The 14,003-nt window shown below is 67.6% G+C and carries 13 protein-coding genes; 4 read left to right on the top strand and 9 right to left on the bottom strand.

The window, feature by feature from the left end:
- The 4 genes from zwf to BN4346_RS36670 are packed head-to-tail and all read left to right on the top strand — an operon-like array spanning nucleotide 1 to nucleotide 3,603.
- Nucleotides 1-1,557, top strand: a complete 1,557-nt coding sequence (zwf, locus tag BN4346_RS36685; protein WP_067973072.1) for a glucose-6-phosphate dehydrogenase — start codon at nucleotides 1-3, stop codon at nucleotides 1,555-1,557.
- Nucleotides 1,554-2,465, top strand: coding sequence for a glucose-6-phosphate dehydrogenase assembly protein OpcA (gene opcA / locus BN4346_RS36680; RefSeq protein ID WP_067973198.1), 912 nt, complete (start codon nucleotides 1,554-1,556; stop codon nucleotides 2,463-2,465). Before zwf ends, opcA begins: the two co-directional genes overlap by 4 nt.
- Nucleotides 2,462-3,205, top strand: coding sequence for a 6-phosphogluconolactonase (gene pgl, locus BN4346_RS36675; protein WP_067973069.1), 744 nt, complete (start codon nucleotides 2,462-2,464; stop codon nucleotides 3,203-3,205). The genes opcA and pgl overlap by 4 nt, the downstream gene beginning before the upstream one ends.
- The gene (locus BN4346_RS36670) at nucleotides 3,205-3,603 is read left to right on the top strand and encodes an ATPase (protein WP_067973066.1); all 399 of its coding nucleotides are present in this window, start codon (nucleotides 3,205-3,207) and stop codon (nucleotides 3,601-3,603) included. The genes pgl and BN4346_RS36670 overlap by 1 nt, the downstream gene beginning before the upstream one ends.
- Before the next feature lie 87 nt (nucleotides 3,604-3,690).
- Here BN4346_RS36670 and secG read toward each other — a convergent pair whose 3' ends face one another.
- The 9 genes from secG to uvrC form a co-directional block, all read right to left on the bottom strand.
- A complete protein-coding gene (gene secG, locus BN4346_RS36665; RefSeq protein ID WP_067973062.1) occupies nucleotides 3,691-3,924 on the bottom strand; it encodes a preprotein translocase subunit SecG in 234 nt (77 codons plus the stop codon).
- A gap of 41 nt (nucleotides 3,925-3,965) precedes the next feature.
- Nucleotides 3,966-4,751, bottom strand: coding sequence for a triose-phosphate isomerase (gene tpiA / locus BN4346_RS36660; RefSeq protein ID WP_067973059.1), 786 nt, complete (start codon nucleotides 4,749-4,751; stop codon nucleotides 3,966-3,968).
- The gene (locus tag BN4346_RS36655) at nucleotides 4,748-5,983 is read right to left on the bottom strand and encodes a phosphoglycerate kinase (protein ID WP_067973056.1); all 1,236 of its coding nucleotides are present in this window, start codon (nucleotides 5,981-5,983) and stop codon (nucleotides 4,748-4,750) included. The genes tpiA and BN4346_RS36655 overlap by 4 nt, the downstream gene beginning before the upstream one ends.
- Nucleotides 5,984-5,990: 7 nt before the next feature.
- Nucleotides 5,991-7,013 (bottom strand): type I glyceraldehyde-3-phosphate dehydrogenase, encoded by a 1,023-nt coding sequence (gene gap / locus BN4346_RS36650; RefSeq protein ID WP_024443530.1) that lies wholly within the window; start codon nucleotides 7,011-7,013, stop codon nucleotides 5,991-5,993.
- Nucleotides 7,014-7,116: 103 nt separating this feature from the next.
- Nucleotides 7,117-8,877, bottom strand: a complete 1,761-nt coding sequence (locus BN4346_RS36645) for a DUF3556 domain-containing protein (protein ID WP_067973053.1) — start codon at nucleotides 8,875-8,877, stop codon at nucleotides 7,117-7,119.
- Between the two features lie 75 nt (nucleotides 8,878-8,952).
- A complete protein-coding gene (whiA, locus tag BN4346_RS36640; RefSeq protein ID WP_096867704.1) occupies nucleotides 8,953-9,930 on the bottom strand; it encodes a DNA-binding protein WhiA in 978 nt (325 codons plus the stop codon).
- Nucleotides 9,927-11,006 carry a gluconeogenesis factor YvcK family protein gene (locus BN4346_RS36635; protein ID WP_067973047.1) on the bottom strand — a complete coding sequence of 360 codons (1,080 nt, stop codon included), beginning with the start codon at nucleotides 11,004-11,006 and terminating at the stop codon, nucleotides 9,927-9,929. Before BN4346_RS36635 ends, whiA begins: the two co-directional genes overlap by 4 nt.
- Nucleotides 11,007-11,097: 91 nt before the next feature.
- Complete coding sequence (gene rapZ / locus BN4346_RS36630; RefSeq protein WP_067973044.1) at nucleotides 11,098-12,042, bottom strand: RNase adapter RapZ; 945 nt, start codon at nucleotides 12,040-12,042, stop codon at nucleotides 11,098-11,100.
- A complete protein-coding gene (gene uvrC / locus BN4346_RS36625) occupies nucleotides 12,039-13,997 on the bottom strand; it encodes an excinuclease ABC subunit UvrC (protein WP_067973041.1) in 1,959 nt (652 codons plus the stop codon). Before uvrC ends, rapZ begins: the two co-directional genes overlap by 4 nt.
- Nucleotides 13,998-14,003 lie beyond the last annotated feature (6 nt).

Genomic DNA, 14,003 nt, shown 5'->3' with positions numbered 1-14,003 from the left:
ATGGCCGGCGCCCAGACAGCGCGTAAAACTTCAGCGGGGTGGCGAAATCCGCTGCGGGACAAACGGGATAAGCGCCTGCCGCGCATCGCCGGCCCCTGCGGTGTGGTGATCTTCGGAGTCACCGGAGACCTGGCTCGCAAGAAGCTGATGCCGGCCATCTACGACCTGGCCAACCGCGGGCTGCTGCCGCCCACCTTCGCGCTGGTCGGGTTCGCCCGCCGGGACTGGGCCGACGAGGATTTCGCCGACGTGGTCTACCAGGCCGTCAAGCAGCACGCCCGAACCCCGTTCCGTCAGGTGGTGTGGGACCGGCTCGCATCCGGATTCCGTTTCGTGACAGGCACGTTCGATGACGACGAGGCCTTTGCCCGGCTGGCACAGACCCTTGAGCAGCTCGACGCCGAACGCGGCACCGGCGGCAATCACGCCTTCTACCTGTCGATCCCGCCCGGCGCGTTCCCGGTGGTCTGCGAGAAGCTGCACTCAACCGGGCTGGCCCGGCCGCGAGATGGCCGGTGGAGCCGGGTGGTGATCGAGAAGCCGTTCGGTCACGATCTAGCCAGCGCGGTCGAACTCAACAGCGTGGTCAACAGCGTGTTTCCCGAGGAGTCGGTATTCCGGATCGACCACTATCTGGGCAAGGAGACGGTCCAGAACATCCTGGCGCTGCGCTTCGCCAACCAGCTGTTCGACCCGATCTGGAACGCCCACTACGTCGACCACGTGCAGATCACCATGGCCGAAGACATCGGCTTGGGCGGGCGAGCCGGCTACTACGACGGCATCGGCGCAGCCCGGGACGTGATCCAGAACCACCTGCTGCAGTTGCTCGCCCTCACCGCGATGGAAGAGCCGGTGAACTTCTCCCCCGCCGAACTGCAAGCCGAGAAGATCAAGGTGCTCTCGGCCACCCGGCTGGCAGAGCCGTTGGATGAGACCACCTCCCGCGGCCAGTACGCCGCCGGGTGGCAGGGCGGTGAACACGTCGTCGGCCTGCTCGACGAGGAGGGCTTCGCCCACGATTCGCGCACCGAGACCTTCGCGGCGATCACCCTGGAGGTGGACACCCGGCGCTGGGCCGGCGTGCCGTTCTATCTGCGCACCGGTAAGCGGCTGGGGCGGCGGGTCACCGAGATCGCCCTGGTGTTCAAACGGGCCCCGCACCTGCCGTTCGACGCCACCATGACCGACGAATTGGGCAAGAACGCACTGGTGATCCGAGTGCAGCCCGACGAGGGGATCACCTTGCGGTTCGGGTCCAAGGTTCCCGGCCACCTGATGGAGGTCCGCGACGTCAACATGGACTTCTCCTACGGATCGGCGTTCTCCGAGGATTCGCCGGAGGCCTACGAACGCCTGATCCTGGATGTGCTGCTGGGCGAGCCGTCCCTGTTCCCGGTCAACGCCGAGGTCGAATTGTCTTGGGAGATACTTGATCCGGTGTTGGAAAACTGGGCAGAACATGGCAAGCCCGAGCCCTATGAGGCCGGCAGCTGGGGGCCGCAGTCGTCGTTCGAGATGCTGGCGCGAACCGGGCGGGAATGGCGGCGGCCATGATTATCGAGCTGCCGAACACCACCACCACCGCAATCAACAAGAAACTCAACGAGCTGCGCGAGCAGGTCGGTGCCGGAACAACCGGCCGGGTGCTGAGTCTGATCATCGCCCTCGACAACGACGTGCTGCTCGACGAGTCCATCGAGGCGGCCAACATCGCCAGCCAGGAGCATCCGAGCCGGGTGATCGTGGTGGTAACCGAGGACAGCGACGCACCCGAAGCCCGTCTGGATGCCCAGCTGCGGCTGTTCGGCGACGCCGGCGCCGGCGAAGTGGTGGTGTTGCGCCTGTTCGGCCCACTGGCCGGACATGCCGACTCGGCCGTGACGCCGTTCCTGCTGCCCGATATCCCGGTGGTGGCCTGGTGGCCCGACGTCGCGCCGGAGGCACCGGCCCGCGACCCGCTGGGCACGCTGGCCCTGCGGCGAATCACCGACGCCACCAACAGCCCGGATCCGCTGGCCGCCATCAAGAGCCGTCGAAGCGGCTACACCCCTGGCGACACCGACCTGTCGTGGAGTCGCATCACCTACTGGCGGGCGTTGCTGGCCTCCGCGCTGGATCAGCCGCCGTTTGAGCCGATCCGCGCTGCGGTGGTCTCCGGGCTGGCGACCGAGCCTGCCCTGGACATTCTGGCCGGCTGGCTGGCCAGTCGCATCGACGGTCCGGTGCGGCGCGCGGTCGGCGAACTGAAGATCGAATTGACCCGCGACAGCGAGACCGTGGCGCTCAGCCGCCCCCAGGACGGGGTCACCGCCACCTTGAGCCGCACCGGCAAGCCCCCGGCGTTGGTGCCGCTGCCCCGCCGGGTGACCGCGGAGTGCTTGGCCGAAGACCTGCGCCGGCTGGACCCCGACGCCATCTACGCCGAGGCGCTGGCCGGTCTCGAAGAAGTGGAGTACCCGTGACCGTTGTGACCTACCCCGATGCGGATGCGCTGGTCGCCGCGGCCGGTGACCGGTTGGCCGACGCCGTCGAGTCGGCCATCGCCGCCCGGGGGCGGGCACTGATCGTGCTGACCGGGGGAGGTACCGGTATCGGGATGCTGCGCCGGCTCCGCGAGCATGCCGCGCGGATCGACTGGGGATGCGTGCAGGTGTATTTCGGCGATGACCGGTTCGTGCCGAGCGACGACGACGAACGCAACGACAAGCAGGCCCGCGAGGCTCTGCTGGACCACGTCGGGATCCCGGCCGACAATATTCATGCGATGGCGGCCAGCGACGGCGCGTTCGGCGATGATCTGGATGTCGCCGCGCTGGCCTACGAGCAGGTGTTGGCCGATCATGCCGAGCCCGGTGAGCGCACCCCGGACTTCGATGTGCACCTGCTGGGCATGGGTGGTGAAGGCCACGTCAACTCATTGTTCCCAGACACCCCGGCGGTAGCCGAATCCGCCCGGCTGGTGTTGCCGGTCTACGACTCGCCCAAGCCTCCCCCGCGCCGAATCACCCTGACACTGCCCGCGATCCAGCGTTCCCGCGAAGTGTGGCTGGTGGTGGCCGGTGAGTCCAAGGCCGAAGCGGTCGCCGCCGCGGTCGGGGGCGCCGACCCGGTCGCGGTGCCCGCCGCCGGAGCGACGGGACGCGAGCAGACGGTGTGGCTGCTGGACGATGCGGCCGCCTCGCGGTTGCCCGCCACGTCATAATGAGCGCTATGGCAGAAAGAAGCTCGGGCACCGGCACGGAACGTAAGCGGCTCAAGACCTTGGCTCAGGCGGCACTGAACGCCGACGTGACGGTCGGGCAGCTTGAGGATGTCCTCGGGGGTCTGGGTAACACGATGAACGAGCTCAACCATTCACTGGCCGGCCTCAACGCCACCGTCGAACGGCTGGGGACCGGCCTGGACCATCTCGAGGAGACCATGGGCAGTCTCGATGACCTGGCCAGGCGCCTGGTGACGCTGATCGAACCGGTGGAGGCCATCGTCAACCGGATCGACTACTTGGTCGAAGTCGGCGAGACGGCTATGTCGCCGCTGGCCGCAACGGAGAACGCGGTGCGCGGCATGTTCAATGCCATGCGGAATCGGGTGGTGCGCTGACGCGTGGCCGATCGCGAAATCGGATTCACGCAGAGGAAGTGCGGGAGGCGACCTGCGTCAGCAGGATTTCGCGACCCGAGTGCGCCGTCAGGAGTACTTGATGAGCAGGCCGACCGCGATGATGGAGGTCAGCCAGATGGCGATGACGAAGTAGGTCAACCGGTCCAGGTTCTTCTCGACCACAGTCGATCCGGACAGGCTGGACTGCACACCGCCACCGAACAGGGTCGACAGGCCGCCACCCTTGGCGCGGTGCAGCAGCACCAGCAAAATCACCAGCAGGCTGGTGATCACCAAGAGAATCTGCAGCGTCAAGATCATGCCGTTACCCTACCTTGCCGCTCGAAGGCGTCACGGCTCCCCTAGACAAGGGGCCCGCCGGCGGCCAGCGCCGCCAGCATCGCGAACTGCTCACCGTCGAGCGAGGCTCCGCCGACCAGGCCGCCGTCCACATCGGGCTGGCCGATGAGTTCGCCGACGTTCTTGGCGTTGACCGAACCGCCGTAGAGCACCCGGACGGTGTCGGCGATCTTGGGCGAGGCAAGCTTGCCCAGCTCGCCGCGCACGGCCGCGCAGACCTCCTGCGCGTCGGCCGCACCGGCCACCCGGCCGGTGCCGATGGCCCACACCGGTTCGTAGGCAATGACGCTCGCACCGATCTGCTCGGCGCTCAACCCGGCCAGTGAGCCGCGCAACTGCGCCAGGCAGTGCTCGACGTGGCTGCCGGCCTCCCGGATCTCCAGGTTTTCGCCGATGCAGATGATCGGGGTCAGGCCGTGCTTGAGGGCAGCGGCGGCCTTCGCGGCGACCAGTGCGTCGTCCTCACCGTGGTAACTGCGACGCTCGGAGTGCCCGACGACGACGAAGGTGCAACCCAGCTTGGCCAGGAACGCACCGCTGACCTCGCCGGTGTAGGCGCCCGCGTCGTGCTGCGAGACGTCCTGGGCGCCGAAGGTCAGCCGAAGCTTGTCCCCGTCGACCAGGGTCTGCACGCTGCGCAGGTCGGTGAACGGCGGCAGCACCGTGACATCGACCTTGTCAAAGTACTTGTCCGGCAGCGCGAATGCCACCTTCTGCACCAGTGCGATCGCCTCGAAGTGGTTGAGGTTCATCTTCCAGTTGCCGGCGATCAGCGGCTTGCGACTCATGACGCTCCTCCGGTTTCCAGTACCTGCAGGCCTGGCAGTGGTTTGCCCTCAAGGTATTCCAGCGATGCCCCGCCGCCGGTGGAAATGTGCGAGAAGCCGTCCTCCGGAAGGCCCAGCGCCCGTACCGCGGCAGCGGAGTCGCCCCCGCCGACGACACTGAAGGCGCCCTTGGCCGTGGCGGCGGCGATCGCTTCGGCCACTCCCCTGGTGCCGGCCTCGAAGGCCGGGAACTCGAACACGCCCATCGGCCCGTTCCAGAAGATGGTCTTGGCGTTGGACAGCAGGGCGGCGAACCGCTCCACCGAACCCGGGCCGACGTCCAGGCCCATCTTGGCGTCCGGAATGGCGTCGGCGTCGACGGTCTCGCCGGTGGCGGCGGCGTCGAACTTGTCGGCGACCACGATGTCCACCGGCAGCCGCAGCACATCGGCGTAGTCATCCAGCAGTTGCCGGCAGGTGTCCACCATGTCGGCTTCCAGCAGCGAGGTCCCGACCTGCAGGCCTTGGGCGGCCAGGAAGGTGAAGCACATGCCGCCGCCGATCACGATGCTGTCGGCCTTGGTCGCCAGCGACTTGATCACGCCCAGCTTGTCCGAGACCTTCGACCCGCCCAGCACTACGGCGTAGGGCCGCTCGGTGGACTCGGTCAGCTGCTGCAACACCTTGATTTCCGCGGCGACCAGCGTTCCGGCGTACGACGGGAGCAGCGTGGCGATGTCGTAGACGGAGGCCTGTTTGCGGTGCACCACACCGAATCCGTCGGAGACGAAGGCCCCCGGCGAACCGTCCGGCGCGGCGACCAGCTCGGCCAGCGCCCGGGCCAGGGCCAGCCGCTGGTTGTCGTCCTTGCTGGTCTCTCGCGGGTCGAAGCGGATGTTCTCCAGCAGCAGCACGTCGCCGTCGGTCAGTCCTTCGGCGCGGGCCAGGGCGTCGGTGCCGACCACATCACCGGCCAGCTGGACGTGCCGGCCCAACTGCTCGCCGAGCGCGGCCGCGACCGGCGCCAGCGACAGCTTGGGGTCCGGCCCGTCCTTGGGACGGCCCAGGTGGGCGGTCACCACGACCTTGGCGCCGGCGTCGATGAGCGCGCGCAGGGTGGGCACCGAGGCGGTGATCCGGCCCAGGTCGGTGATCTTTCCATCGTCGAGCGGGACGTTCAGGTCGGAGCGCACCAGCACACCCCGACCCGAAACACCCTCGGCGATCAGGTCTTGGACTGACTTGACGGCCACGATCGCGTTACAGCGACTTGCCGACGAGGGCGATCAGGTCGACCAGGCGGTTGGAGTAGCCCCACTCGTTGTCGTACCAGGAGACCACCTTGGCCTGGTTGTCGATGACCTTGGTCAGCCCGGAGTCGTACAGCGACGAGTGCGGGTCGGTGACGATGTCGCTCGACACGATCGGGGCGTCGTAGTACTTCAGGATGCCCTTCATCGGCCCCTCGGCGGCGGCCTTCATGGCGGCGTTGATGTCTTCAACCGACGCCGACTTGCTCAACTCGGCGGTCAGGTCGGTGACCGAGCCGGTGGGGATCGGCACCCGCAGCGCGTAACCGTCCAGCTTGCCCTTCAGCTCGGGCAGCACCAGGCCGATCGCCTTGGCGGCGCCGGTACCGGTGGGCACGATGTTGATCGCCGCGGCGCGGGCGCGACGCAGGTCGCTGTGCGGGCCGTCCTGCAGGTTCTGGTCCTGGGTGTAGGCGTGGATGGTGGTCATCAGGCCCTTGACGATGCCGAACTCGTCGTTGAGCACCTTCGCCAGCGGGCCGAGGCAGTTCGTGGTGCACGAGGCGTTGGAGATGATGTTCTGGCTGCCGTCGTACTTGTCGTCGTTGACGCCCAGCACGATGGTGATGTCCTCATCGGTGGCCGGCGCGGAGATGATGACCTTCTTGGCACCGGCGTCCAGGTGGCCCTTGGCCTTGGCGGCGTTGGTGAAGATGCCGGTGGATTCGACGACGACGTCGACACCCAGGTCACCCCAGGGCAGGGCCGCCGGGCCTTCCTTGACCTCGAGGGCCTTGATCTTGGTGTTGCCGACGACGATGGTGTCGTCGCCTTCGAGGCTGACGTCGTGCGGCAGCCGGCCCAGGATCGAGTCGAACTTCAGTAGGTGCGCCAGGCTGGCGTTGTCGGTCAGGTCGTTGACCGCGACGATCTCGATGTCGGTGTTGTTACCCAGGGCCTTCTGCGCGTCCAATGCCCTGAAGAAGTTCCGCCCGATACGGCCGAAGCCGTTCACGCCTACCCGGACCGTCACTGGTCTCTCCTTGTGTTCTTAGATTGCTGGTGTATTCGGCCGTCAGCCTAGCCGGGATTGCGAACGCGGCGAAGCCGGGTGAAGCAGGTCCCGGCCATCAACGCTAGTGCGTGACCGAGCCCACAGGACCCTCGGTACGGCGGACGGGCAGCTCGTCGCCGGGCTGCGGCCACGGCTGGCGGCTGAGCAGGTCGGCCACCGCTACGTAACCCGCTTCGATCAGCCCGGATTTGGCGTCGACGATCCGGTAGGCCTGCTCTTTCCGGTGGATGGGTTGGCCTTCGAGCACGATCACCCGCAGGTCGCCGTCGGCGAAGTGGCAGCGGCGCTGCACGGCCGCGAGCAGCTGCTCGTTGTGCAGGTGGCCTTCGCCGAAGTTCCATCCGATCAGCGGGCCGGCGATGATCTCGCCGTCGCGGATGTTGTAGTCGGCCACGTTGGCCGCCCCATTTAAAGCCCGGGGCAGCAAGCCGTTCAGCGCCCGCCCTTGCAGGTGCATGGCTCGGAACGCCCCCGGGACTTTGTCGGCCACGAGATCGGCGGTGGCCTGGTCATAGAACTTCGCCAACTGATTGATGACCAGTGCCGAGCTCTTGACCACGTTGGCCTCCACGATGTCCTCGGTGCCGTCGCGGAAGCACCAGAAGCTGGCCGCCCAGTTGCCGGCGTAATAACGCATAGCCGGCAGGAACGAGATCTGCTGCGGAAACATGTTGCCGGCGACCGGGATCACGATGAGCCCGGCGAACAGGATTGCCATCAGCAGCGGGGACCGCAGGTCGTAGACGCTGACTTCGGGGTGTTGCCCGAACAGGAAGAACAGCGAGAAGAGAAAGAAGACATTCCATTCCAACGGGACTCCCATCGGGAGGTTGGACAGGATGTTGAGGTGAAAGATCACCATGAAGGCGATCAAGAACCACCGCCACGGGTGATCGCCGGCGACGAGCACCAGCAGCGCCGGCACGACGAATTCGGCTGTGGTGCCACCGACGTGTGCCATCAGCTGCGGTATCCGGGTGGGGCGAAGGTCGTTGACGTGGTCGCGATACATCAGGTGCTTGAGGCCGGTGAAGATCTTCGAGCGCAGCAGCGCATTGTTGCTCGTCATCACCGCTACCACATAGGGAAAATGGTGGTTGAGCTTCGATGTTGCCGCACCCCACCACAGCCCGAGGATGATCAGCTTGAACGCGGCCATCTGGTCGACGTAGGGAAAGAAGAAGACGAGCAGCGTCAGGCCGTAATGCTCGGCGCGGCCGGCCAGGAAGATGGTTTTGTCCCGCAGGCCCAGCAGAACCAGTGCGACGGCCATCGGCGCCACCACCATCGGGTCAAGCAGACCCACCGGTTCAGGATCGCCCTGACCAGGTGACAGCAATGCCCAGACGCCGGAGCCCAACACGGCGGCATACAGCGCGATGTCAACCACGGTGCGGGTATCGCCGCGGGTGAACGGGACCTTGGCGGGCCACGGCGGAAGTCGGATTGTGTTGGGCCGCAACCAGTAAAGAACACCACCGATGGGCGGCCAGAACCGGGCGGTCAGCGGGCCAGAACCGCAGCCCAAGCCCAGGATCTCGAACAGCAGGCTGAATACGACGAGCTTCTGATAAACGATCGGCTGGGTCCACCACTCGGCGATAGGGCCGAGCTCCCCCAGTCCCGGGGTCAGTGCGATGACCGCCGCCGCGCCCACGGCGTAGGCCGCGATCTTGAGCAGGTAGATCAAGTAGACCCCCGACGGGGTGCCGAAACCCTCCTCGGCCCAGTGCCTGCTGCAGACCTGGATCCGCGTCGCCCACGGGGTGGCGCGCCACGCTTCGGGGTCGACGTCGGGAACTGACGGTTTGATGAACCCCATACTGTCCTCACTCCCTGCCGTGTGCCCGTTCTGTTATAGCGGTCAGCGCAGGTGCGGGAAGTGGTTTCGGCTCCGCTAGGCGTCTTCGAGCAACTCCGGGGTGACCGCGGATTCGGTGTCGGGAATACCGTCCTGCTTGGCCTTGCGGTCGGCCATCGACAGCAGCCGCCGGATACGTCCTGCCACCGCGTCTTTGGTCATCGGTGGGTCAGCCAGCCGGCCCAGTTCCTCCAGGGAAGCCTGCCGATGCTCGACCCGCAGCTTGCCGGCCGAGGCCAGATGGTCGGGCACGGTGTCGCCGAGGATCGCCAGCGCACGTTCCACCCGGGCCGCCGCCGCCACCGCCGCCCGCGCGGAGCGACGCAGGTTGGCGTCGTCGAAGTTGGCCAGGCGGTTGGCGGTCGCCCGCACCTCACGGCGGATCCGGCGCTCCTCCCAGACCAGCCGGGTGTCCTGGGCACCCATTCGGGTCAGCAGCGCCCCGATCGCCTCGCCGTCGCGCACCACCACCCGGTCCGCGCCACGCACCTCGCGGGCCTTGGCACTGACCCCGAGCCGGCGCGCCGCACCCACTAGCGCCAGAGCGGCCTCCGGACCCGGGCAGCCGACCTCCAGGGCCGACGAGCGCCCCGGCTCGGTGAGGGAACCATGCGCCAAAAACGCTCCCCGCCAAGCAGCTTCGGCGTCACCGACACTGCCACCGACGACCTGAGCGGGCAGGCCGCGCACCGGGCGCCCGCGCAGGTCCAACAGCCCGGTCTGACGAGCCAGCGCTTCACCGTCCTTGGTCACACGCAACACGTAACGGGTGGTCTTGCGCATCCCGCTGGCGGTCAGCACGTGCACAATCGCGTTGTAGCCGTACAGGTCGAAGATGTCCTTGCGCAGCCGCCGCGCGATGACCCCCAGGTCCACCTCGGCTTCGACCACGACCCGCCCGGCCACGATGTGCAGTCCGCCGGCGAAGCGCAGCAGCGCCGCGACCTCGGCGCGGCGCGCACTCACCGAACTGACCACGAGACGGCTCAGCTCGTCCTTCACTTCGGCCGTCATCGCCACGACTTGTCACCTCCCGGCCCGAGTCCACTCGGTCCACTCACGCCGGATTGCCGGCCCCCGCCCTCGGCATGCGTCGCGATGGGTGTCGGAACGGTCAACGTCGATGCGTCGATGCTCCGAACCCCGTCCAGCGCTGCCGCCAACTTTCCTGGGTCATGTAAAGGTGTACCAGGTCGGGCCACGTCTACGAACCGAACCTCGGCAGCGAACACCGTGGCGGCCCGCCGCAGCTGCTCGCGCTCGCGTTCGCTGGGCACCCGGCCGGCGTCGATGATGATGTGGTCCACGGTGAAATCGGGCGCATGTTGAGCCAAGACGTGCAGGTGACGCTCCACGGAGAATCCCGCGGTCTCCCCCGGCTCGGCCACCAGGTTGAGCACCAGCGCACGGCGGGCGGTGGTGTTCTGCAGCGCCGAGGCCAGACCCGGTACCAGCAGGTGCGGGATCACACTGGTGAACCACGAGCCCGGGCCGAGCACCACCAGATCCGCGGACATGATGGCGTCCACCGCTTGGCGGGTGGCCGGCGGGTTGCCCGGCAGCAGCCGAACCCGGCGTACCTTTCCCGGAGTGGTCGCGATGGCCACCTGCCCCCGGATCAGCCGGAACAGTCGCGGATCGGCTTCCAGCCCGGACACATCGGCTTCGATCTGCAGCGCGATCGGGCACATCGGCAGGACCCGCCCCTTGACGCCCAGCATCCGGCCGAGCTCGTCGAGTGCGGCGACCGGGTCGGCCAGCACTTCGTTGAGGCCGGCCAGCAGCAGGTTGCCGATCGGATGCCCAGCTAGCGCGCCACTGCCACCGAAGCGGTGCTGCAGGATGGTCGCCCACAGCTGGCCCGTCGGGGTGTCCGAGGCCAGCGCCGCCAGTGCCATCCGCAGGTCCCCGGGCGGTACCACGTCCAGCTCACCGCGCAGCCGACCCGACGAACCGCCGTCGTCGGCAACGGTCACCACCGCGGTGACGTGCGGGGTCAGCCGGCGGGCAGCCGACAGTGTCGCGTACAGGCCGTGCCCACCACCGAGCGCGACGATGCTCGGGTTGCCATTCGCGGGCTCAACGCTCACTGGCGCCGCTCCTCCTCATCGCTCCGCAAGCTCCGTCCCCCTCGCCGCTGCGCGGCTGGGGGCGCCCCCACTGCATCGTCGCCGGCGCAACTCATTCGCGGCCCAGATCCCGGTGCAGCACCCGCACCGACAGCTCGTCGTTGTCGGCTTCGGCATTGCGGGCATCCAACAGCCGCGCCAACGCCTCGGCGATAGCCACACTGCGATGTTTGCCGCCGGTGCACCCGATGGCCAGCGTCATGTACCGCTTTCCCTCGCGCCGATAGCCGCCGACCACCAAGGCCAAAAGCCGGTGGTAGCCGGCCAGGAATTCGTCGGCGCCCGGTTGGCTCAGTACGTAGTCGCGCACCGCCGGATGCTGCCCGGTGTGCGGGCGTAGTTCGTCGACCCAATGCGGGTTGGGCAGGAAGCGCACGTCCATCACCATGTCGGCGTCCATCGGCAGGCCGTACTTGAAGCCGAAGGACTCGACCGTGATGGACGTGGGGGCGACGACGGCGTCACCGCCGAACATCTCCTCGATGCTCTCCCGCAGTTCGCGCACGCTGAGCACCGAGGTGTCGATGACGAGGTCGGCCACCGCGCGCACCGGCGCCAGCATGATCCGTTCGGCCGCGATCCCCTCGGTGAGGGTCTGCTGGCCCTGCAGGGGGTGACTGCGGCGGTTGTGCTCGTAGCGCCGGATCAGTACGTCGTCGCTGGCCTCCATGAACAGCACGCGTGGGTTGATACCGCGGGTGGCCAGTTCGGTGCGCACCGAGTCCAGGTCGCCGGTGAAACCGGCCGAGCGCACATCCATCACGACCGCCAGCTGGGTGATCCGGGAGCCCGCTGCCAGCCCCAGATCCACCATCCGGGTGATCAGGTCTGGCGGCAGGTTGTCGGCGACGTACCAGCCCAGGTCCTCCAGGACCTTCGCCGCGGTGCCGCGCCCCGCGCCGGACAGTCCGGTCACCAGGACCACGTCGATACCGGCGCCGTCGCCGGGGCCGGCGACATCGCGTTCCCGCACGCCTTTCGGTGATTCCGTGGTCATCCCGACATCCGTTGCTGCTGCGCGGCGCCCGCCGCGCCGTCGGCTCCCAGCGCCTCAAGGACGGCGGCGGCGGTCGCCGCGCCGATCCCCGGGATCGAGGTGAGCTCTTCGACGGTAGCCCCTTTCAGTCGCGCCACCGAACCGAAATGGGAGATCAGCACCTTGCGCCGATGCTCACCGAGCCCGGGCACCGCGTCGAGCACCGACTCCGTCATCCGCTTGGACCGTTTACTTCGGTGGTAGGTGATGGCGAACCGGTGCGCCTCGTCCCGAATCCGCTGCAGAAGGTAGAGGCCTTCGCTCTGCCGGGGCAGGATGATGGGGTCCGGCTCAGACGGCACCCACACCTCCTCCAGTCGTTTGGCCAGGCCGATGGTCGCGACGTCGGTGATCCCCAGCTCGGCCAGCACCGCGGCCGCGGCATTGACCTGGGGCGCACCGCCGTCCACCACGTAGAGGTTGGGCGGATAGGCGAACTTACGCGATTTTCCTTCAGGGGCAAGAACTTCGGCGTCCAGGTGCCGGCGGAACCGGCGACGCGTCACTTCGGCGATCGAGGCCACATCGTCGGAGCGCCCCTCGCCGGCGGCCTCCCGAATCGCGAAATGACGGTAGTCCGATTTGCGGGGCAAGCCATCCTCGAACACCACCAGCGATCCGACAACATCGGTGCCCTGGACGTGACTGATGTCAACGCACTCGATGCGCAGTGGAGCATCGGGCAGACCCAGCGACTCCTGAATATTCTGCAGGGCAGCGGATCTGGCCGTGAAATCCCCCGCCCGTTTCATCTTGTGTTGCTGCAGTGCATCTTTGGCATTGCGCTCGACCGTCTCGGCCAGCGTCCGCTTGTCGCCGCGCAGGGGAACCCGCAGCGAGACCCGCGAACCCCGCAGCTCAGAGAGCCAGCTGGTCAGCTCGTCGGAGTTGGCCGGCAGGCAGGGCACCAGCACCTCGCGCGGCACCGGGTTGATCGGCTCGTCGGCCGCGCCTTCCAATTCGGCCTGGTCGCCGTAGAACTGGGTGACGAACTGCTCCACCAGCTGTTCCAGAGAGCTGTCGGCATCGCCGGGATCGCCGGGCTTCTCGACGATCCACCCGCGCTGCCCGCGCACCCGTCCGCCACGCACGTGAAACACCTGAACCGCCGCCTCCAGCTCGTCCTCGGCGAAGGCCACCACGTCGGCGTCGGTCCCGTCGCCGAGCACCACGGCCTGCTTCTCCAGGGCGCGTTTGAGGGCGGCGACGTCGTCGCGCAAACGTGCGGCGCGTTCGAAGTCGAGTTCATCGGAGGCGGCCAGCATCTGCTGCTCCAGGCTGCGGACCAGCCGGTCGGTCTTACCGGCCAGGAAGTCGCAGAAGTCGTCCACGATCCGCCGGTGTTCCTGCGCGCTGACCCGACCGACGCACGGTGCGGAGCACTTGCCGATGTAGCCGAGCAGGCAGGGCCGGCCGATCTGCTGGTGACGCTTGAACACACCCGCCGAGCAGGTGCGAGCCGGAAAGACCCGCAGCAGCAGATCTAAGGTCTCGCGAATCGCCCAGGCGTGTGAGTAGGGCCCGAAGTAGCGCACGCCCTTACGGCGCGGCCCGCGGTAGACCATCAGCCGCGGATACTCCTCGCCTCTGGTGACCGCCAGCACGGGATAGGTCTTGTCGTCGCGGTAGCGGACGTTGAACCGCGGGTCGAACTCCTTGATCCAGTTGTATTCCAGCTGGAGAGCCTCGACCTCGGTGTTGACGACCGTCCACTCGACCTTGGCGGCGGTGGTCACCATCTGACGGGTCCGCGGGTGCAGGCCGGCGATGTCGGCGAAGTACGACGTCAGTCGTGACCGCAGGCTTTTCGCCTTGCCCACGTAGATGACCCGGCCGTGCGGGTCGACGAACCGGTAGACGCCGGGCGCGACCGGAATGGACCCGGGCGCCGGACGATAGGTCGCGGGGTCTGGCACGTAACC

Source organism: Mycolicibacter icosiumassiliensis, assembly GCF_900078685.2.
Lineage (GTDB): Bacteria > Actinomycetota > Actinomycetes > Mycobacteriales > Mycobacteriaceae > Mycobacterium > Mycobacterium icosiumassiliensis.
Note: the sequence above shows the minus strand (reverse complement) of the source record. Positions and strands in the feature narration are given on the sequence as shown.

Excerpts from the sequence above, each read along its gene's own strand:
- zwf (WP_067973072.1), top strand. The coding sequence starts at position 1 with ATGGCCGGCGCCCAGACAGCGCGTAAAACTTCAGCGGGGTGGCGAAAT.
- opcA (WP_067973198.1), top strand. The coding sequence starts at position 1,554 with ATGATTATCGAGCTGCCGAACACCACCACCACCGCAATCAACAAGAAA.
- BN4346_RS36670 (WP_067973066.1), top strand. The coding sequence starts at position 3,205 with ATGAGCGCTATGGCAGAAAGAAGCTCGGGCACCGGCACGGAACGTAAG.
- secG (WP_067973062.1), bottom strand. The coding sequence starts at position 3,924 with ATGATCTTGACGCTGCAGATTCTCTTGGTGATCACCAGCCTGCTGGTG.
- tpiA (WP_067973059.1), bottom strand. The coding sequence starts at position 4,751 with ATGAGTCGCAAGCCGCTGATCGCCGGCAACTGGAAGATGAACCTCAAC.
- BN4346_RS36645 (WP_067973053.1), bottom strand. The coding sequence starts at position 8,877 with ATGGGGTTCATCAAACCGTCAGTTCCCGACGTCGACCCCGAAGCGTGG.
- whiA (WP_096867704.1), bottom strand. The coding sequence starts at position 9,930 with ATGACGGCCGAAGTGAAGGACGAGCTGAGCCGTCTCGTGGTCAGTTCG.
- rapZ (WP_067973044.1), bottom strand. The coding sequence starts at position 12,042 with ATGACCACGGAATCACCGAAAGGCGTGCGGGAACGCGATGTCGCCGGC.